This window comes from Brevibacillus jepli (assembly GCF_047229145.1).
Lineage (GTDB): Bacteria > Bacillota > Bacilli > Brevibacillales > Brevibacillaceae > Brevibacillus.
This window is the reverse complement of sequence record NZ_JBFEFW010000004.1, coordinates 1-20,351: the sequence shown is the minus strand read 5'-3', so window position 1 is coordinate 20,351 and position 20,351 is coordinate 1. Positions and strand designations below refer to the sequence as shown.

Genomic DNA, 20,351 nt, shown 5'->3' with positions numbered 1-20,351 from the left:
GGCGTTCTGGAGCAATTTAATTCTAAGGTGGGCGAAGATGTTATTCGCCAAGTAGGGTGGAACCGCGAGAATCCTCTCGTCCCTACACTGTCGCATCAGGCAGTGTAGAGGCGGGAGGTTTTTTTAGTTCGTTCACAAAGCCTAGGTTTCTAAATAGTTGGAGGAGGAAAAAGCATGAAAATGACATTTCAAGACATCATTTTGACGCTGCAAAACTTTTGGGCAAAGCAAAACTGTCTGATTGTCCAGCCGTATGACGTTGAAAAAGGGGCAGGTACGCTAAACCCGATGACCTTCCTTCGTTCCATTGGTCCTGAGCCGTGGAATGTCGCTTATGTAGAGCCTTCCCGTCGCCCGGCGGATGGACGCTATGGGGAGAACCCGAACCGTCTGTATCAGCATCACCAGTTCCAAGTAATCATGAAGCCATCTCCGGACAATATTCAGGAGCTGTACCTGGAGAGCTTGCGCGAGCTCGGGATCGATCCGCTTGAGCATGACATCCGATTTGTAGAGGACAACTGGGAGCATCCTGGACTTGGTGCATGGGGCTTGGGCTGGGAAGTTTGGCTGGACGGAATGGAGATCACGCAGTTCACGTACTTCCAGCAAGTAGGCGGTCTGGAATGCAAGCCAGTCGCAGTCGAGCTGACTTACGGACTTGAGCGCTTGGCTTCATACATTCAGGAGAAAGAAAATGTGTTCGATCTGGAATGGTGCAATGGCTATACGTACGGAGATGTATTCCTGCAGCCAGAATACGAGCATTCCAAATACACGTTTGAGCTGTCCGACGTCGACATGCTGTTCTCTCTCTACAATACGTACGAGGCAGAAGCTAAGAGATTGATGGCTGAGCGACTGGTTTACCCAGCGTATGATTACGTACTGAAATGCTCCCACACCTTCAACTTGCTTGATGCTCGTGGAGCAATCAGTGTGACAGAGCGTACAGGCTATATCGCTCGTGTACGCAACCTGTCTCGTGAAGTAGCACAAACCTACTACAAAGAGCGTGAGCGCCTTGGCTTCCCGCTTTTGCAAAAAGGCAACGCAGAAGCTGCGGATCAAGCGAATCAGGTGAAGGGAGAGGATACAAATGAGTAAGCGCGATCTACTCGTCGAAGTTGGTTTGGAAGAAATGCCTGCTCGTTTTGTCGCACTGGCAGCGGCACAATTCAAGGAAAAAGTAGAAAAGTGGCTGACTGCTGAGCGCGTGCCGTTTGATCAAATTACGGCATTGGAGACACCTCGCCGTTTTGCCCTCTTGATCAACGGACTTGCAGAAAAGCAGCCTGACCGCAATGATGAAGCAAAAGGTCCAGCTCGCAAAATCGCGCAAGATGAAGCGGGTAACTGGTCGAAAGCAGCACTTGGCTTTGCGCGCAGCAACAATGTTGAGCCAGACCAACTATATTATAAAGAAGTAAATGGCATCGAGTATGTTCATGCTCGCAAATCCGAGGCGGGTAAACCAACTACGGAGCTATTACCGCAACTGGCTGACGTCATTGCTGGAATGAGCTTCCCGAAAAACATGCGCTGGGGCGCAAGAGATTTGAAGTACGTTCGTCCGATTCGTTGGATGGTTGCCCTGTTCGGAGAAGAATTGATCGAGCTTGAGATCGCTGGTGTAACGAGTGGACGTGTATCTCGCGGACACCGTTTCTTGGGTACTGAAGTAACGCTGAATCATCCAAGTGAATACGTGAGCAAGCTGGCTGAACAATACGTCATGGTGAATCCTGACGAGCGCAGAGCAGCGATTGTGGACCAAATTCATCGCTTGGAGCAAGAGAATGGCTGGAAAATCCCGATGGATGAAGGCCTGCTGGATGAAGTGGTTCATCTCGTTGAATATCCAACAGCCCTTTTCGGTACGTTCGAGGAAGAATTCCTCTCCATTCCGCGTGAAGTTTTGGTTACTTCCATGCGTGAGCACCAGCGCTATTTCCCAGTTGAAAACGCTGATGGTCAACTGCTGAATCACTTCGTTACGGTTCGTAACGGAGACAGCCGCGCTCTGGAAAACGTAGCAAAAGGGAATGAAAAAGTTCTTCGTGCCCGTCTGTCTGATGCTCGCTTCTTCTACGTGGAAGACCAAAAGCTGTCCATTGAAAGCTGCCTGAAGCGTTTGGAGACAATCGTTTACCATGAAGAGCTGGGAACAATCGGTGATAAAGTTCGACGTGTACGTAAAACAGCTGGTCTGATTGCAAGCAAGCTGGGTGTAAGCCCTGAAGAAACCAAGCAGGTAGACCGCATTGCAGAAATTGCTAAATTCGACCTCGTTACCAACATGGTCGGCGAATTCCCTGAACTGCAAGGAATCATGGGTGAAGATTACGCACGTAAAGCGGGTGAGTCTGACCTCGTCGCAAGCGGCGTATTCGAGCATTACCTGCCGCGTTTTGCAGGGGACAAAATGCCTGCTTCCGCACAGGGAGCCATCGTCAGCCTAGCTGACAAGATGGATACGATTGTAGGCTGCTTCTCGATCGGTATTGTGCCTACTGGCTCACAGGACCCGTACGGTCTGCGCCGTATGGCTGCGGGTATCGTTTCTATTTTGGTGGATCGCGATTGGCAGATTTCGCTCGGCCAGCTGTGGGATGCTGCTATGGAAGGCTATGCAGCCCAAGGCGTAAACAAGAGACCGGCAGAAGACGTGAAAAAGGACTTAGTGGATTTCTTCGCACTCCGTCTGAAAAACGTTCTGCAGGATCATGGCGTTCGCTATGATGTCATCGACGCAGTCCTCGCTGCCGACCTGACACTTGTTCCAGAGGTGCTGGCAAAAGCAAAAGCACTGATGGGAGCGGTACAAACGGAAGAATTCAAGCTGATTGTGGAGCAGTTTAACCGGGTAAACAATCTGGCACAAAAAGCAGATGCAGATCAAGTAAGCGAAGCTTTGTTCGCTGAAGATGTGGAACGTGGATTGTATCAGGCATTCCAAGCTGTTCAAAAGGATGTAGAAGGTCTGAAGGATCAGGAGAAGGTACTCGCTACCTTGTCAACTCTGCGCCAGCCGATCAACGCATTCTTTGATAAGGTAATGGTCATGGCAGAAGATCAGGCTGTTCGTGCAAATCGTCTGGGACTTCTCTTGCAACTTTCCCGTGAGCTTTATCGCTACGCAGACTTTTCCAAAATTGTATTTGCCTAAAACAAAATAAAACCGGTGCCTTCGTCTGAAAATCAGGCGGGGGCACCTTTTTTCCGCGTGAAAGAAGGAATATCCCGTCGAATAGAGTAATACTAGGAAGAGGTAAAGACAGAACGGGGTGATTGGTCATCGAGCTTACCAAACGACAAGAGCACATCTTACAGATAGTGAAGGATGACGGACCAATAACAGGAGAGCATATAGCGGAGCGCCTGAATCTGACTCGTGCTACGCTGCGCCCTGATTTATCCATCCTCACGATGTCAGGATACTTAGAAGCCAGACCTCGGGTCGGGTATTTTTATGCCGGCAGACCCGCAAGCTCAGTCATAAGTGAACGGCTTCACAAGCTTCTCGTCAATGACTACAAGGCGGTTCCGATCGTGGTTTCCGAATCCGCCTCCGCTTACGACGCAATTGTTACCCTCTTTTTGGAGGATGTGGGTACGTTGTTCGTCGTCAATCAAAAAGGGTATTTGGCTGGCGTGATATCACGAAAAGACCTCTTGCGGGCTTCTTTGGGCAACAAGACGCTGGAGGATGTGCCGGTCAGCATTATCATGTCTAGAATGCCGAATATCATTACGTGCGCACCTGAGGAGACCTTGTACGCAGCGGCCAAAAAGCTGATTGATTTTCAGATCGATTCACTGCCTGTCGTACGGCCGAGTGAAGCAGATCCGAAGTACATGGAACTGATGGGGCGTGTCACCAAGACGACGATCGCTAAAGCATTTGTGGAATTGGGTAGCGAACCGAAAGTGTAGGAGGAGAAGCGATGCCAGGTAATCAGCAAGGACAGCTCATCTATGTAGTCTCAGACTCCATCGGCGAAACGGCCGAGCTTGTCGTTCGCGCAGGAGCTAGTCAGTTTGATCGTTTTTTGTTTGATGTACAAAAGTATCCGTACATAGAAGACAAGGACTCTATCGACGAAATTATTGCTTCGGCAAAAGAATCAAAGGCAATGATCGTGTTCACTCTGGTCATTCCGGAGCTGAATGCGTATATTACACAACAGGCTGCTCTTCACGGGATTCCAGCTCTCGATGTAATGGGGCCGCTCATGAATACATTGCAAGGCATGTTAAAGGAGCCTCCAACAGGAAAACCAGGTTTGGTACGCCGACTGGATGAAGAGTATTTCCGCAAAGTAGACGCTATCGAGTTTGCTGTCAAGTATGACGATGGACGGGACCCTCGCGGCCTGTTACGAGCAGATGTAGTATTGATTGGCGTATCGCGTACGTCCAAGACGCCTCTCTCGATGTATTTGGCTAACAAACGACTAAAGGTTGCCAATGTACCGCTTGTCCCAGAGGTAGAGCCACCGGAAGAATTGTTCCAGCTCCCCATAGAGCGGTGTATTGGGCTGACGATCAATCCAGAGCAGCTGAATGGCATTCGGACAGAACGCCTGAAAGCACTTGGATTGACCGCACAAGCCAACTATGCCAATCTGGAACGTATTGCTGAAGAGCTGGCTTATTCCAAGCGTATTATCGAGCGCCTCGGATGTACGGTTATCGATGTGTCTAACAAGGCTGTAGAAGAAACAGCAAACATCATTTTGGAGATGATTCGCAAAAACAATCTTCGAAATGAAAGGAAATAGGCCGAAAGAAGGAATTTGCCGTTTTTTGTAGAAAATCAATTAGCTGAGGTACCCATAATACGTGAGTTCCACAGCGTTTATTGCACTTAGAAATGTGGAAAAGTAGAAAAGAAGAAAAGAAGTTTGATGCAAAGAAGGAAATTGACGAATTTTGACGAACTAAATAATCTCACGTGCGATTCTCCTAATAAAGGTGGAAAGACATGACTGGTCCCACTTCAGATGAATTTGTAAATCAAGTGCGTGCCGCTGTCGACATCGTAGACGTTGTAGGAGAGTACGTTCAACTGAGAAAAAGCGGTCGTGCCTTTCTCGGTCTATGTCCGTTTCACTCTGAAAAGAGCCCTTCCTTCAACGTAAATGCAGAGCGACAGTTTTTTCATTGCTTTGGCTGTGGGGCAGGCGGGGATATCTTTTCCTTTTTAATGAAACTGGAGCAAATGACTTTTCCAGAGGCACTGCACAAATTGGCGGAGCGTGCCGGGATAGCTGTGCCCCAGCCGCAGCAAGTAGAGGAATCACCTGAAAAACGGATGAAGCATGCCATGCAAGAAGCGCATACATTCGTTTCACGCCTCTACCACTACGTGCTTACGAAAACCCCCTATGGCGCGGAGGCGATGAAGTACCTCGCAAAGCGCGGAATGACTGAGGCAACTATAGCCGAATATCAAATCGGATTTGCCCCGGATTCCTGGGATTTCGTGACGCAGCAGTTGACAAAGCGGGGATTTTCACAGGAATTGATGGTGGAGGCAGGGCTTTTGGCCAAGAGCGAAGCAGGAAAGATCTTTGATCGCTTTCGAGGCCGTATCATGTTTCCGATCCAGGATTCACAAGGAAACGTCATCGGATTTGGTGGGCGTTTACTGCAAGGATCGAAGCCCAATTCCAACCAAAAGTCTCAACCCAAGTATCTGAATAGCCCGGAAAGCCTTTTGTTCAACAAAAGCGCTACGCTGTTTAATCTTCATCGAGCACGCCCTGTTATTAGAAAGAGAAAAGAGGCGCTGCTGTTTGAAGGATATGTCGATGTCATTTCGGCATGGCAGGCGGGTTTTATGCAAGGTATTGCCACATTGGGAACAGCCTTGACGGAGCAGCAGGCCAGAATCCTTCGTCGCAATACGGAGTCGGTCGTACTCTGTTATGACGGAGATGCTGCAGGACAAGAAGCAACAAGCAAGGCGATTCACGTTTTGCAGCAAGCCGGTTTGATCGTTCGAGTGGCTCCACTTCCACAGGGAGTTGACCCGGATGATTACATCCGCCAGCATGGGGCTGAAGCATTTTCCCAGCAGGTATTGTTACAGGCGATGCCAATTACGGCTTTCCGTCTGAAACATTTACGCAGCCAGTTCGTAATAAAAGATGAGACGGACAAAGCCCGCTTGATCGCGAGGGCGGTCGAGATCATCAACGAACTCAGCAGCCCGGTGGAACGGGACATGTATCAACGGCAATTGGCAGAAGAATATTCCCTGACCCTCGGTGATTTAAAGTGGGAGTCCAAACGTGCGTACAATCAGCAAAAAAGTGAACGCCAAAGGGATAAAGTGACGCCAGCATGGAATAATAGTATAAATAATGGCAAAGTTACGCTCGCGAAAACACTGCCACCCGCTTACCACACGGCTGAGCGCATGCTGCTTTACTACATGATGCGGAATGAAGAAATAGCCGCCCGCGTCCAGCAGGAATGCAGCGCCCACTTTCAGGTGGATGAACACGATGCGCTAGCTGCCTACCTGTACGCTTACTACGCAGAGGGAAACCCGGAAGACCCTGGAAAGTTTATACATTATGTGCAAGACGATTTGTTAAAGCAATTAGCCTCGGGATTGGCCATGATGGAGTGCAACAACGACGTATCTGATTTAGAGATCGGTGACTACATCAAACAAGTGAATAACTACCCGAAGCGTGCCGAGTTGGAACGATTGCGCGATGAGCAGCGGAGCTTACACCTCCAAGCGGCCGCAGCGGACAGCGAGGATGCGCGCAAACAACTTGAACTTCAAGCAGCCGTTACAGGGATGAAGATTCTTGAATTGGAAAATGCTTTAAAAGAAGGGTAGCTTCAGATCATTCCCGGGGAAGGAGGGAAAGTAGATGAACAAGCAAAATATCACTTCCGACATGGAAGCAATGTCCATCGAACAAGTGAAGGAACAGTTGGTCGAATTAGGCAAGAAACGCGGCGTTTTGTCGTACAAGGAAATTACGGATCGCCTGGCAGGTTTCGAGCAGGATTCTGATCAAATGGATGAGTTTTTTGAATATCTTGGTGATCAAGGCATTGAGATTAACAACAATGAGAATGAAGATGACGATGATGAAGTCGATCAAATGATCATCAAGGACGAGGACAACGAAGAATTCGACTTTGACGATCTCTCCGTTCCGCCTGGAATTAAGATCAATGACCCTGTACGGATGTATCTGAAGGAAATTGGTCGAGTTCCTCTGCTCTCCGCAGAAGAGGAGATTAAACTGGCACAGCGCATTGAACAAGGTGATGAGGAAGCCAAAAGACGTCTGGCTGAGGCGAACCTGCGATTGGTTGTATCGATTGCGAAGCGTTATGTAGGACGCGGCATGCTGTTCCTCGACTTGATTCAAGAAGGGAACATGGGTCTGATTAAAGCGGTGGAAAAGTTCGACTACCGCAAGGGCTACAAGTTCAGTACGTATGCAACCTGGTGGATTCGCCAAGCGATTACTCGTGCCATTGCAGACCAGGCTCGGACGATCCGCATTCCGGTTCATATGGTGGAAACGATCAACAAATTAATCCGCGTTTCCCGCCAGCTCCTGCAAGAGCTCGGTCGTGAGCCGATGCCGGAAGAAATCGCTGAAAAAATGGACCTCACTCCAGAAAAAGTTCGGGAGATCATGAAGATTGCCCAAGAGCCAGTATCCCTGGAGACTCCAATTGGAGAAGAAGACGATTCCCACTTGGGTGATTTCATTGAGGATCAGGATGCATTGGAGCCATCTGATGCAGCTGCTTATGAACTTCTGAAAGAACAGTTGGAAGACGTTTTGGATACATTGACAGATCGGGAAGAAAACGTACTGCGTCTGCGTTTTGGATTGGATGACGGACGTACACGGACGTTGGAAGAAGTAGGTAAAGTGTTTGGCGTAACCCGTGAACGGATTCGTCAGATCGAAGCAAAAGCACTTCGCAAACTACGTCATCCGAGTAGAAGTAAACGCTTAAAAGATTTCTTGGAATAACCGATATAAGAAGTATGTGGCCTACGTTAGCCGACGTAGGCTTTTCTTATTCACGTAACTAAACACTTTCTGTCGATAGTTAGGAGGGGCCGCGTTGGACGACCAGCGCAAGCGCACGATCATCACCGAAATTGAAAATTGGCGGCGCAACCATTTACTGCCTGAACATTACTGCATTTTCTTGTTAAATCTGTATACAGAAGGGGATCGGCCAAATACTCCGGCGTCCGCAGGCGGGAATGAGCGAAAGGGAACGGCACCGGGTGTGTTTCAAGGAAAAGTCAATTCATCATCATCTGTAACGAATGTGTATGCACCTAGAACTGTCTCTCCAGTTACGGGGAAAATGGTAGTGGCATGGCTCCTTGGTGCCTTTATTATTGCTGGTTTGATCTTACTTGCTTTTCATTTTAACCGTTTTCAAACCCCAATGCAAATTACCATCTTTGCCTGTTTCGCTCTTGTTTTCTATATTCTGGGATTGGTCTATCGAAGGACGGCCCCGCCATTGACGCATTTGTTTTTGGCATTATCTTTTGCGATCTTGATCGCAGGTGGTGTGTATTGTATCCAGAAATTGGATGGGGCAACGCCACTGTTGTTATTTTACTTAGGATTCATTTGCATGCTTTTGTGCATCAGTGCAATTGTTTTCGGTTATGCGTATTTGCTTTATGCGGGGATGCTCGGATTGGCTCTCTTGTATGGAATCACAACCGTTCATCGAGTAGGGGTGGATTACACATGGTGGAAGTCGGAGCTGTACTGGGTACCGTTGGCGTGCTTGCTTACAGGGATGGGCTTCTTAATGAATAACGCCAATACGAAATGGGCGGGAGTATTTGCTATTTGCGGACTTGCCTTTTTCTTTGGTGCAGAGATACAGGCTCTGTACATTCCAGAAACGAAGCGGGATATGATTCAATTGCTGTTGTTCATTAAAGTATTCGTAGCTTCAGCTATGTTCTTCTTCACTCGTGGATACTGGTACACGTGGCTGCGGCTGTAGCACCCTGACTTCCCGTTTTCCTCGTACTACTTATCTGCTACAATTTCAGTAGAGAGAAAACGGGGTGAGTAGATGGACAACAAGTGGAAAGTACTAATGGGAATTGTACTTGCGGCTATTTTTCTGAGTGGAGAAACTATAGCGAAGTATATGGGAGTAAATACATATAGCCTCGGGTACATAGCAGCTTCCGTATCTTTTTTGGGAGCGATTTTATTAGGAGCACGCCGGTCATAGGCGTGTTTTTTTTTGAGAAATTACCACATGAATCCAAAACGTGGTGTATAATGGTAAGAGTATTCTGAACAAACGCTCAGTCAAAACGGTGTGTTTCTTGATGGTTCTTTACTAAAGCGTTTTCAAGGGGGCAGCGAATATGAACTTCGATTTGACTTCAGAACAACAAATGTTGAAAAAAATGATACGCGAATTTGCCGATGAGGTAGTGGCGCCAGGAGCGGACGAACGCGATCAAACCAAACAATTTCCTGTCGAAATATTCAAGCAGATGAGTGATCTGAACTTGATGGGCCTTCCTTTCCCGGAGAAATACGGGGGAGCGGGAGCTGATTCTACGAGCTTTGCGATTGTAGTAGAAGAGCTTAGTCGTGCTTGCGGGTCTACAGGCATTACGTATTCGGCACATATTTCTCTGGGTGGCGCTCCGCTTGCCTTGTTTGGAACTGAAGAGCAAAAGCTGAAGTATCTAAGCAAAATCTGTTCAGGCGAAAGCTTGGGAGCGTTTGGATTGACGGAACCGAATGCAGGCTCTGACGCGGGTGGCACGAGGACAAATGCTTCCATTACTGATGGTGAGTGGACGATTAATGGCTCCAAATGCTTCATTACAAATGCTTCTTATGCTTCTTTTCTAGCTTTGACAGCTGTTACAGACAAGGCCAAGGGGTCACGGGGGATCACAGCTTTTATCGTTCCAACTGATGCTCCAGGCTTTCAAGTATTAGCGAACTACGAAAAACTTGGTTTGCATAGCTCCAATACGACGGAGCTCGTTCTTGAAAATGTCCGAGTGCCAGAGGAGAACGTCCTTGGGGAGCAGGGCGAAGGGTTTAAGCAGTTCCTCATTACATTAGATGGTGGTCGAATCGGGATTGGTGCTATGGCAGTTGGAATTGCCCAGGCTGCCTACGACAAGGCGCTGCAATATTCGAAGCAACGTACAGCTTTTGGCAACTCCTTGAGTCATTTCCAAGCGATTCAGCACAAGCTGGCGGATATGGCGATGCAAATCGAGCTGGCGAGAACGATGGTGTATAAAGCAGCCTGGCTGAAGGATCACGGTCGCAAATTTACAAAAGAAGCGGCAATGGCCAAACTGTACGCTTCGGAGATTGCCATGTCTGCTACGCATCAGGCTATCCAGATTCACGGTGGCTATGGTTATATGCGGGAGTATCAGGTGGAGCGATTTTTCCGCGATGCCCGGCTACTGGAGATCGGCGAGGGTACCTCAGAGATATTGCGTAATGTCATCGCAAGAGAAATCGGGTGCTAACCTTTTCGTGTTTGATAACGAAAGAGCATGACTGCCAGCGAAAACTGACAGTCATGCTTTTTTTGTTTCTTACTTTTTATTGATCGCCAGGTTGTACGGTTGGGAATCCAAATCCACTAGCGATATCGTCCCCTGCAGCAGCATTCGTGCCACCTTTGATATCATTTGCTTTCGCACGTTTTTGTAATTCTACACGAACATCTTGATAGCTCCAAGATGGATTGGTTGCCCAGATTTTTGCTGCCAAGCCTGAGATGTGTGGAGTTGCCATGGAGGTTCCGCTGATGGAATGATAGCCACCGTTATTCCATGTAGACTCAACAGCGCGCCCTGGTGCTGATACTTCAACATCGCGCTCTTGAATCAGGTAGTCTCCGGCTTGCCCGTTGATGCCACGAGAAGAGAAGTTAGCTACACGGTAGGTTCCGTTTTGTTGTACATTCTCTAACGCTGCTACGGCTACTGTATTCACTAATGCCCCAGGGTAGCCAATGCTATTTACCGTCGGCCCAGAGTTACCGGCCGCAGCGACGACTAACACACCGTTTTGGTTTGCATAATGAATGGCACTATCAATGAGGGTACTCTTTCTGCTGGAGCCAAGGGACATAGAGACGATCGTTTTCACGCCTAATTGAGAGGATTGATCAGCAGCGTAACGAATCGCATAGGCAATGTCATCCTCATATCCCGATCCTGAGTCATCTAATACTTTATATGCCCATAGCTTTGCATCCGGTGCTACACCATAAATACCTGCGCCACCGCCGCCGTTGGCGAGAACAGTTCCAGCGACGTGTGTTCCATGACCATGTGCATCATTGCAAGCACCGGTAACAACAGGAGATGCTTGCGTGAAATCGTTGCATTGCTCTGCGTTAGAGGTTAGGTCTTGGTGCTGTGTATACACGCCAGTATCCAGGACTGCTACACGAATATCTGCACCACCAGTCGCAGTGGAGAGGGACGGGTTCTTATAGATGGCTTTAATTCCCCACGGAATGATTGCCAATGGAGAGAAGTTTGGCTCACTTGCTTGATTTTCTTCTTTATATTCAGCTATCTTTAATTTTTGCAGCACTGTAATGTTCACATTGGGATCGCTTTTCAGTTGGTTAAGTAGATCACTATTTACATCGAGAGTAAAGCCCTCTTCACCAAAATCATGACGTACTTCCAGTGGCTCAGCAAAATAACCGGTCCTCACATCCGAATCTGACTGAATTAATACCCGTGTAGTTCCAAATTCTTTGGTTGAATCATTACTGGCTGCCCCCACACTTGTGAAGACACTCATCAGTAGCGCTGTAGAGAGAAATCCCATGCCCCACCACTTGCCGGTTCTTTTTTTCATGCTGTTCTCCTCCTTACAGATAGTTAAGTTGTGTAGTTCATGATGTGTATGGCGTTAATATACAGATTTGGTAAAAAATTGTAAATATTTATTTATTAAAATAAAGTTCACAATTTCATAATTTTTAACATTTATTACATAAAATACCAATAAAGACATCGTTTTAAAACTTCACTTACCCTTCCGATTCGTTTCTGGATCACACATTCAAAAAGACGAAGACCAGCACTATCCCAGCTGGGACTAACGGCAGGGAATTTGTCGTTCTTTGGTGATCATCTGTTAGGGAATTAGCATTTCGCAATTGCTGCCAAATAGGGTAGAATAGAGGGAACGGAAGGTGAATAAACAGATGACATCAGTATCGATATCCAAGCGGCTACAAACGATTGCCCGCTATTGTCCTGAAGGAGCCCGCGTCGCCGACATCGGGTCGGATCATGCGTTGTTGGCTTCTTATTTGCTTGTAAAAGGTATTGCTTCCTACGTGATAGCAGGCGAATTGAATGAAGGGCCTTTTCAAGCAGCACAAAAACAAATACATACATTGCAGGTAAAAGATCGCGCTTCTGTGCGTAAGGGAAACGGGCTTGCGGTACTCAGTCCTGGCGAAGCAGATGTGATATGCATCGCAGGAATGGGCGGACAATTGATCGTTTCCATTTTGGAAGCAGGAACAGACAAGCTGGAAGGTGTTCAACGCTTGATTCTACAGCCGAACGTTGGAGAAGAAGCTGTTCGCCTCTGGATGATAAAAAATGGTTGGGAGTTAATCGCGGAGTCCATTTTAGAGGAGGACGGCGTGATTTATGAGATTCTCGTTGCAGAACGGGGTAATCCTACGTTGCCTTATGAGCACAAAGACCGTACCCAGGAAGAGCTCTTGCGCATAGGTCCGTTTCTGTGGGAAGAAAAATCAGAAGTACTACAAGAAAAGTGGCTGCATGAGCAAGAGAAATGGCAAAAGGTGATCGCTCAATTGAAGCGTTCAGACAAGCCAGAGGCAGCAGAGCGAATTAAAGATATCGAAGCAGAAGTAAACTGGATTGATGGGGTGATTGCATGCTTGCGCACGGACAAACTGTAATACAATACGTAGAACGTCTGGCGCCAAAATCGTTGGCGATGGAAGGCGACAAGATTGGACTTCATGTAGGCACCTTGCAAAAAAAGGTAAAAAAAGTGATGGTCGCACTTGATGTGCTCGAATCGGTTGTTGATGAGGCAATTGCAGAGGGCGTTGATCTGATTGTCGCTCATCACGCAGTCATTTATCGACCGCTCAAACACCTACGTACTGATCTTGCAGCAGGACGTGTGTTCGAAAAGCTAATCAAGCACGATATTGCAGTATACACAGCCCATACAAACCTGGACGTTGCGTATGGTGGAATGAACGACTGGCTGGCAGAAGCGGTTGGGCTCACCGATGTAGATGTCCTTGATGTTCTTTCGCGTGAAGCTTGGAAGAAGCTCGTCGTATTTGTCCCAGCGACACACAAGGAAGCAGTGTTCACTGCACTTGCAGAAGCCGGGGCAGGACATGTAGGTAACTATAGTCACTGTTCATTTCAGACGGAAGGCACCGGAACCTTTTTACCAGGAGAAGGAACGAATCCTCATATCGGTTCGATGGGCAAGCTGGAAAAAGCAGAGGAAGTCCGGATCGAGATGATTGTACCTGCATCCAAACAATCGGCCGTGGTCAAAGCCATGCTAGCTGCCCATCCATATGAAGAGGTGGCCTATGACATTATTCCTTTGGAGCAGTCTGGTACAGCCTACGGAATTGGGCGAATCGGAACGCTGCCTACGCCACTGACACTACGGGAATTTTCCTTGCTCGTAAAAGAGCGTTTTTCTCTCCAAGGTCTTCGCGTGGTTGGTGATTTGGACTCTATAGTCAAGAAAGTAGCTGTAGTAGGTGGAGACGGAAGCTCCTTTGTTTCCAAAGCCATTTTTAAAGGCGCGGATGTTTACTTGACAGGAGATATCGGCTATCACACGGCACATGATGCACAAGCAGAAGGCTTGTCGATCGTAGATGCTGGTCACAATATCGAAAAAATCATGAAGGAAAAGCTGGCGACTATTTTGCTTGAGCAGTTGAAGTCAAATGGCTACGAAACAGAGGTTATTCCTTCGCGTGTGCACACAGATCCATTCCAGTTTGTTTAGACAGTCGCAGGCTCAATATTATGCGGGCCTGCCAGATGAAGTGTAGGAGGATTTTATGTGCAAAAACTAATCCGAACGATTTCTTGTGGATTACTGGCTATAAGCTTGCTCACCCCCGGCGTCGCATCAGCGGCTGGGGGCTTATTACCATACAATGACATCAGTAAGCACTGGGCGAGAAACGCAATCATCCAAGGTGTACAACTCGGTTTGTTTGAGGCTGGCCCGAATGTTCCGAAGTTTTACCCAAGTCGTGACATGACACGCGCAGAATTTATTGCCATGATCGATCGTCTGTATTACGGAGGACAGTACCATATCTATCCGCTTACCTTCTTATCCGAGCATTCGGAGTGGTCGCGAGCGGAGGGTTTTCAGGAACCGTATTTACCTTATAAAGATGTCGATCGCCTGTCATGGATGTACAAGCCAACACTGCGTATCTCCACGATCTTGGATCGACTGTATGGCCCCAATGCGATCCAGTACATTTTTCCTGGTGAGAACATGAAGCCGAATCAGCCGATCAGCAACGAAGAAGCTGCCAAGATTTTGCAAATGTTCACAATGTCTCCAGATAGCACGAACGCGTGGGAAGAAGTGCAATCCTGGGGATGGCTTGAGGGAGAAAAGACGGATCGGGTGAAGCGCGGAGATGCTGCAGTTGCAGCGCAGCGTATGGTTACGTACCTCGTTCAGGATGGAATCATGCCCCTCTTGGATTATGATGGGAAGAAGTATCCAATTGTCCCAGATATCGAAGAGGTATTACCGCTCTTTGCTACCTATACCGATCTCAAGACAGCTGACGAACAGATTTATGTCGATGCAGCAGCAGCTATTCGGAGTAGGACCGATACAAAAGAGACGTTTGAACAGTTGCGCAAGCTGGCGGATTCCTCGTTTCCTAATCAGGTCGGTGCTCACTATTTATTGAGCTGGAATCCTGAAACACCGATCGAGACGAATTTGGAGGAAGCTTTACATGCTGTCGACGCTTACTTCGAAGACAAAATCATTCTTCCGGAGACGCTCCAGCTATTGAGTGCCAACGTGTATGACATTGCCTTGCAGCTAGGCAGCCAGGATCAAAGCCAATACAAAAAAGTGCTCGACCGACTCAGTGCGTACGAACAAAAAATGAAGCAAGATTCCAAAGAGTGGGAATCAATGGCCATATACTTGGGAGCACTGGAAATCAGAAGTGGTCAGGTAGACCTCGCCTTGTCTCGTTACCAACAGTTTGCCGACAAGAATCCGGAAGCATTGCTTAACACCTGCTATTACTTATTGCAGGAAGGACGTATGCAGGAAGCGGAAGCACTTCTTGCAGCTGTGAAGCCGAAGCCATCGGATAGCAGAATGAACCAGCTACACAAAATGTTGAACCAGGAGTTATTGTCATTAAAAGATCAGCCAGCGATTATTTCTGACTTGGGTTACTCTTTGCGCCAGTTGGACAATGCAGACACCTATCAAGTAAAGGGTGAAGCGGTGCTGAGTGGACTGACGTTCACTTATACGCAGGATATAAATAAAGAAAAACAAATTAGCAGAATATCAGGCTCCTATCAATCGCCACAAAAAATAATATCAGACAAGCTACTCTCTTATACAGATGGGAAAACAAACACGCAATACTCGTATGATACGGACCGACAGACATGGGACAAGCATCGAACTGACAAAGTGGACTTTTTGCATGAGTGGGTTGGTGCTGTCAAGGTAGCGGATCGCGCCAAGGAGTTACATGCGCGTTACTACAAACAATCTTACGGCAAGTACGATGTGATTACGGAATGGATTCCAGGCTCCATGCTGGTAGAGAAATCGAAGAAAGTCTCGCTCGGACAAGGAAAAGTGAAGGATGTTCCCTTGTTCATGAACAAATATTATATTGACCGAGCTAGCGATCAAATCATTAAGCATACGTGGCGTTATGAAGAAATTTATGAGGACGACGGGTATGTAGCGTATTCGGGTACCGATCATTACGACTTTACAAGAAATGTTGAACTTTCCATACCAGATGATGTTCGAAAAGGGGTGGCGCCATGAAGCGATTTAGTCAATGGGCAGTAGCAGCTGTATTACTGTTCACATCCGTTCTTCCCGTGCAAGCAGCAGAGCATCCTTTTGCGGAAACAGAAGAAGTGTTCCTGCACGTCATGGAAAGCCACTTGAGTAAGCCAGAAGTCAAGCAATTGGTAAAAGGGGCTCTGGAAGAAGTCAGTGAGCAGGCCCAACAGAAAAAGCAACTCCAGTTCACTGTTTCAGAAGAAGATGACACGTGGGATGAGCTGGAGCAGAGGCTGGGCGAATGGCAGAAAAAAGGGGCGTTTGACGCGACGACCATGAACACGTGGGCAATTGATGGATTGCTTTCTACGCTGGGTGACCCGCACAGCGTGTTTTTTACACAGGACGAATTGCGTTTGTTCCAATCTGATGTTGAAAATCAATTTGTTGGATTTGGCTTTCGGTTACGGCTGCAAAATGAACATATCATCATACGCGAGATTGTTCCGAATTCTCCTGCCGCAGCGTCCGCTTTGCAGCGGGGTGATCAATTGATCAAGGTCAATGAGATCTCTTTGGTCGGCAAAACCTTTGATGAAGCGTATGCTTATTTGAAGGGCAACGAAGGGACTGAAGCTGTCCTTACTGTATATCGTCCATCCGACAAACGGGAGCACCAAGTGAAGCTAAAGCGTGCGTTCATGACACTGCCGGAAGCGGAAGGGCATATGTTTACGAAGGGCTCGATTGGATATATCAGCCTGGAAACGTTTGGGTCAGAAGGTGCCATTCAAGTAAGAGACAAGCTGGCTGAATTTTCCCGATTGCAAAAACCATTGTCCGGATTGGTGTTAGATCTGCGAGATAATGGTGGAGGGTACTTGTCCACAGCGAGAGACATCGCGAGTCTCTTTATGGAAGAAGGCTTGCTCATGTACACCACGAATCGTAATGGAGTAGAGGTCGAAACGTGGGTAAGAAATGGGCGGGACATCGGCATCCCTGTAAGAATTTTGGTAAACGGTGGAACAGCTTCTGCATCTGAGCTATTGGCAGGTGCGCTGCGTGACCATGACATCGCCAAGCTGGTTGGAACCAAAACATATGGAAAAGGGAGTGCACAGCAAGTCATCCCACTATCTGACGGAGATGCACTCAAGCTTACATTGAACGAGTATTTTACCCCCAAACACACAGTGGTGAATCACGTGGGACTCCAACCGGATATGCTTGTAGAGGATTATGGGGCGCAAGTAGTTGAAGCCCTCCATTCGTTAAATGTGAATGCGTGGGAGTTGAGTGATGCAGAGGGGGATACAGTCATTAATGGTATTCCATTCCCGACGGTTGATCCTCTCTTTAAGCAAACGCCTCAAGGACTGCAAATCAGAGCTGCTGTGCTTTCGCATTTGCTGGGTGACCCGTCTATTGGAGAAAAAGATTACGTGGCACTCGCTCCTTATTTGAAGAAGTATCCTGCGTTAAAACTACAAACGAACAATGGCGTGAACACACTTACGTTTACATCCTAATTTTCTTTGTGAGTATGGTCCTTGTCGCTTATGGCGAACAGGGGCTTTTTCTTTTTCAGGTGCATACTCGGTACTGGATAATCGAACACTATCAGGTGCGAATACTACAAGTAGAAGGGTGGCAGCCGGATGAAAAAGGTCATACTTTTCCTGATCGACTCCATGATGCCTGATGTTTTGGAGCGCTGCATTGCCGCCAATATAGCACCGGCGTTTCGATTTTTCATGGAGCATAGCCAGTACATACCAGATTGTGTGACTGTTTTTCCTACGATGACGGCTTCTATTGATTGCTCCCTCATCACCGGAGTTTACCCTGATCAGCACAAGGTACCGGGTCTAGTGTGGTATGATCCAGAGCAGAAAAAGATGGTGAATTATATTAATGGAGCCACACCTGTCCGAAAAATAGGCATTTCGAGCTGTGGCGGGAATGTTCTCTTTGATTTGAATGAACGTCATCTGAGCAAGGACGTCAAAACTATTCATGAGATAGTAGAAGAAAAACATTTGGTATCCGGTTCGGTTAATGTTATTGCGCATCGTGGGCACAAGCAGCATAAAGTGCACTTGCCACCCCTGCTTGATGCGATTACTTCATTTACGTTGCGTGAAAAGGTGAGTGGCCCAACGATTATGAGTATGGGGGCGCTGGTTCGTCCTGCGATGTTTCGCTCCGTCCCATGGAATTTCTCGCAGTCCGCCATGGAAGGCTACGGGATTAATGATACATATGCTATCGATGTTTTGATTGAAGTCATTCGCAGCGGACAGCAGCCACATTTTACGCTGGTTTATCTCCCGGAGAATGATCATAAGCTCCACAATTCTCCTGAGGATGCCTTACAGCACCTGGCAGATGTAGACAAGCAACTGGTTCGATTTCTTGATAGCTTTACATCATGGGAGCAAATGCTGGAGAGAAATGTATGCATTCTGATTAGTGACCATGGACAGACCGTTATCGGTGCAAGTGAGGACCACAATATATCTTTGGATCATCTCCTGGCGAATTTTTCGATTCATTCACTAGGCACTGATGTGACTCCAGAGGTTGAAGTGGTTATTTGCAATAATGAGCGGATGAGCTTTTTGTATCCTGTGAATGGAACGAACCTCTTATCTATTGTAGATGCGGTTAGCGTGGATGAAAGAATTGATTTGATCGCGTGGAAAGAGGGAGAAAAGATAAAGGTACGTCGGGGAGGAACACGGCAAGAGATGTGTTTTTGGCGAAACGGGGAGTATCAGGATGCATATGGTTCATCTTGGTCCGTTGAAGGTGACGTCTCTGTATTGGATGTCCAATATGATGGGGAGTTCCTTTCTTTTGATACTTACCCAGATGCTTTTTCTCGACTTTACGGGTCTTTGTTTTCACAGACTGGTGAGGTTATCGTCGTTACTGCAGCGAAAAGCTATGAGTTTTTATCGGAATGTGCACCAACGCATTTAGGGGGAGGAAGTCACGGATCACTTCATAAGCAAGATTCGCTGATCCCGTTAGTTGTTGCAGGAGCTTCTCAGCGGTTTCCACTCCCAGCTCGACTGGTTGATGTAAAAGATTTTATTCTCCGCGAACTGGGGATACTGGAAGACTCAAATCTGCTATAACCGGGACATGATCAGACCAATTGACGGGGAGTAGTTCGTAATGATCAATATTCCAATGACGGGACGCGAAAATATAGTCCAGTCGTCGACGGAATGCAGGGAGGGTTGGTTTTTTTTCCTGACCCGAGACGAGTGCACAATCCATGAGGTGCGGTGTAAAAGATACATGACTCGCGTTAAAATCCCCCATTAAAAGTAATGGGGTTTTTGCGTGTTGGTGAATCAACGCCGACATTAGTTGTAGCTGGGCTTGTCTGCTTACTTGATTTAAACTACAGTGTGTGACACAAGCCGTAATTGTTCTGCCTTGCCATTGAAAGGAAGCGAGCAATAGTGTTCGTTGTTCTTTTCTAGCTGGCAACAAGATGGCGTCTATATTTTCAAGAGTGTACCTCGATAGCAAAGCATTGCCGTAATGGCCATCGCTTATCGTGATCGAAGGGGCGAAGGCAAGATGATATTGTAATTGATCAGCGATGTAGCTCGCTTGATACCCGTACTTCCTGTTCTGATGGACTTCCTGAAGGGCGATAAGATCCGGTTGTAAGTCGTGTAATGTACGAGTCATTTCAGTTAGACGTTTTCGCCACCAGAGATCACGGCCGCTATGAATGTTGTAGCTGACTACACGTAGCATATATCGCTTTCCTTTTTGTTGTGACGTCATTTTTTAAACTTATTTAGTTTTCCCTATTGCATTAGGTTTTAGTCTATGCTATATTAGAAAACGTCGCCTCTGCTTGAGGGGCGAATGGTAGAAAATGCTCCTTGAAAACCGGAATAGAATTAATCTGTGAAATAAGCTTGTGTTTTACTTGAAGTCAGATTCATTTTCCACTTTATTGGAGAGTTTGATCCTGGCTCAGGACGAACGCTGGCGGCGTGCCTAATACATGCAAGTCGAGCGAGTCTCTTCGGAGGCTAGCGGCGGACGGGTGAGTAACACGTAGGCAACCTGCCTCTCAGACTGGGATAACATAGGGAAACTTATGCTAATACCGGATAGGTTTTTGGATCGCATGATCCGAAAAGAAAAGGCGGCTTCGGCTGTCACTGGGAGATGGGCCTGCGGCGCATTAGCTAGTTGGTGGGGTAACGGCCT

15 protein-coding genes, 1 rRNA gene and 1 other annotated feature (1 of these 17 running past the window's edge) are annotated in these 20,351 nt (G+C 47.4%); of the genes, 14 read left to right on the top strand and 2 right to left on the bottom strand.

Going from position 1 to position 20,351, the window contains the following annotated elements; translation table 11 throughout:
- Positions 1-87, top strand: a binding site (T-box leader) (it extends 88 nt beyond the left edge of the window).
- Between the two features lie 93 nt (positions 88-180).
- From glyQ to AB1L17_RS05535, 8 genes are all read left to right on the top strand, one after another.
- A complete protein-coding gene (gene glyQ / locus AB1L17_RS05570) occupies positions 181-1,107 on the top strand; it encodes a glycine--tRNA ligase subunit alpha (protein WP_412843905.1) in 927 nt (308 codons plus the stop codon).
- Positions 1,100-3,169: a glycine--tRNA ligase subunit beta gene (glyS, locus tag AB1L17_RS05565; RefSeq protein WP_412843882.1), complete on the top strand. Its 2,070-nt coding sequence runs from the start codon at positions 1,100-1,102 to the stop codon at positions 3,167-3,169. Before glyQ ends, glyS begins: the two co-directional genes overlap by 8 nt.
- Before the next feature lie 122 nt (positions 3,170-3,291).
- Positions 3,292-3,936, top strand: coding sequence for a transcriptional regulator CcpN (gene ccpN, locus AB1L17_RS05560; RefSeq protein WP_412843883.1), 645 nt, complete (start codon positions 3,292-3,294; stop codon positions 3,934-3,936).
- A gap of 11 nt (positions 3,937-3,947) precedes the next feature.
- The gene (locus tag AB1L17_RS05555; protein WP_412843884.1) at positions 3,948-4,784 is read left to right on the top strand and encodes a pyruvate, water dikinase regulatory protein; all 837 of its coding nucleotides are present in this window, start codon (positions 3,948-3,950) and stop codon (positions 4,782-4,784) included.
- A gap of 203 nt (positions 4,785-4,987) precedes the next feature.
- Entirely contained in the window at positions 4,988-6,862 is a 1,875-nt protein-coding gene (dnaG, locus tag AB1L17_RS05550; protein ID WP_412843885.1) for a DNA primase, read from the top strand.
- 34 nt (positions 6,863-6,896) lie between these two features.
- Complete coding sequence (gene rpoD, locus AB1L17_RS05545) at positions 6,897-8,027, top strand: RNA polymerase sigma factor RpoD (RefSeq protein ID WP_047072497.1); 1,131 nt, start codon at positions 6,897-6,899, stop codon at positions 8,025-8,027.
- Positions 8,028-8,121: 94 nt separating this feature from the next.
- Positions 8,122-9,036: a hypothetical protein gene (locus tag AB1L17_RS05540; protein WP_412843886.1), complete on the top strand. Its 915-nt coding sequence runs from the start codon at positions 8,122-8,124 to the stop codon at positions 9,034-9,036.
- Positions 9,037-9,412: 376 nt separating this feature from the next.
- On the top strand, positions 9,413-10,552 hold the full coding sequence (locus AB1L17_RS05535) for an acyl-CoA dehydrogenase (protein WP_412843887.1): 1,140 nt from the start codon (positions 9,413-9,415) through the stop codon (positions 10,550-10,552).
- Between the two features lie 76 nt (positions 10,553-10,628).
- Here the strand turns inward: AB1L17_RS05535 and AB1L17_RS05530 are convergent, their stop codons facing one another.
- The gene (locus AB1L17_RS05530; RefSeq protein WP_412843888.1) at positions 10,629-11,906 is read right to left on the bottom strand and encodes a S8 family peptidase; all 1,278 of its coding nucleotides are present in this window, start codon (positions 11,904-11,906) and stop codon (positions 10,629-10,631) included.
- A gap of 352 nt (positions 11,907-12,258) precedes the next feature.
- Between AB1L17_RS05530 and AB1L17_RS05525 the strand changes: the two genes are divergently transcribed.
- The 5 genes from AB1L17_RS05525 to AB1L17_RS05505 all read left to right on the top strand — a co-directional run bounded on the left by AB1L17_RS05525 (position 12,259) and on the right by AB1L17_RS05505 (position 19,249).
- Positions 12,259-12,993, top strand: a complete 735-nt coding sequence (locus AB1L17_RS05525; RefSeq protein WP_412843889.1) for a tRNA (adenine(22)-N(1))-methyltransferase — start codon at positions 12,259-12,261, stop codon at positions 12,991-12,993.
- The gene (locus AB1L17_RS05520) at positions 12,969-14,084 is read left to right on the top strand and encodes a Nif3-like dinuclear metal center hexameric protein (RefSeq protein ID WP_412843890.1); all 1,116 of its coding nucleotides are present in this window, start codon (positions 12,969-12,971) and stop codon (positions 14,082-14,084) included. The genes AB1L17_RS05525 and AB1L17_RS05520 overlap by 25 nt, the downstream gene beginning before the upstream one ends.
- Positions 14,085-14,141: 57 nt before the next feature.
- Positions 14,142-16,142: an S-layer homology domain-containing protein gene (locus AB1L17_RS05515; RefSeq protein WP_412843891.1), complete on the top strand. Its 2,001-nt coding sequence runs from the start codon at positions 14,142-14,144 to the stop codon at positions 16,140-16,142.
- Entirely contained in the window at positions 16,139-17,635 is a 1,497-nt protein-coding gene (locus AB1L17_RS05510; RefSeq protein WP_412843892.1) for a S41 family peptidase, read from the top strand. Before AB1L17_RS05515 ends, AB1L17_RS05510 begins: the two co-directional genes overlap by 4 nt.
- 129 nt (positions 17,636-17,764) lie before the next feature.
- The gene (locus AB1L17_RS05505; RefSeq protein ID WP_412843893.1) at positions 17,765-19,249 is read left to right on the top strand and encodes an alkaline phosphatase family protein; all 1,485 of its coding nucleotides are present in this window, start codon (positions 17,765-17,767) and stop codon (positions 19,247-19,249) included.
- Here AB1L17_RS05505 and AB1L17_RS05500 read toward each other — a convergent pair.
- Complete coding sequence (locus tag AB1L17_RS05500) at positions 19,203-19,886, bottom strand: endonuclease/exonuclease/phosphatase family protein (RefSeq protein WP_412843894.1); 684 nt, start codon at positions 19,884-19,886, stop codon at positions 19,203-19,205. The genes AB1L17_RS05505 and AB1L17_RS05500 overlap by 47 nt on opposite strands.
- 202 nt (positions 19,887-20,088) lie before the next feature.
- Here AB1L17_RS05500 and AB1L17_RS05495 point away from each other — a divergent pair.
- Positions 20,089-20,351: ribosomal RNA gene (locus AB1L17_RS05495) — 16S ribosomal RNA — on the top strand; the annotation flags it as partial.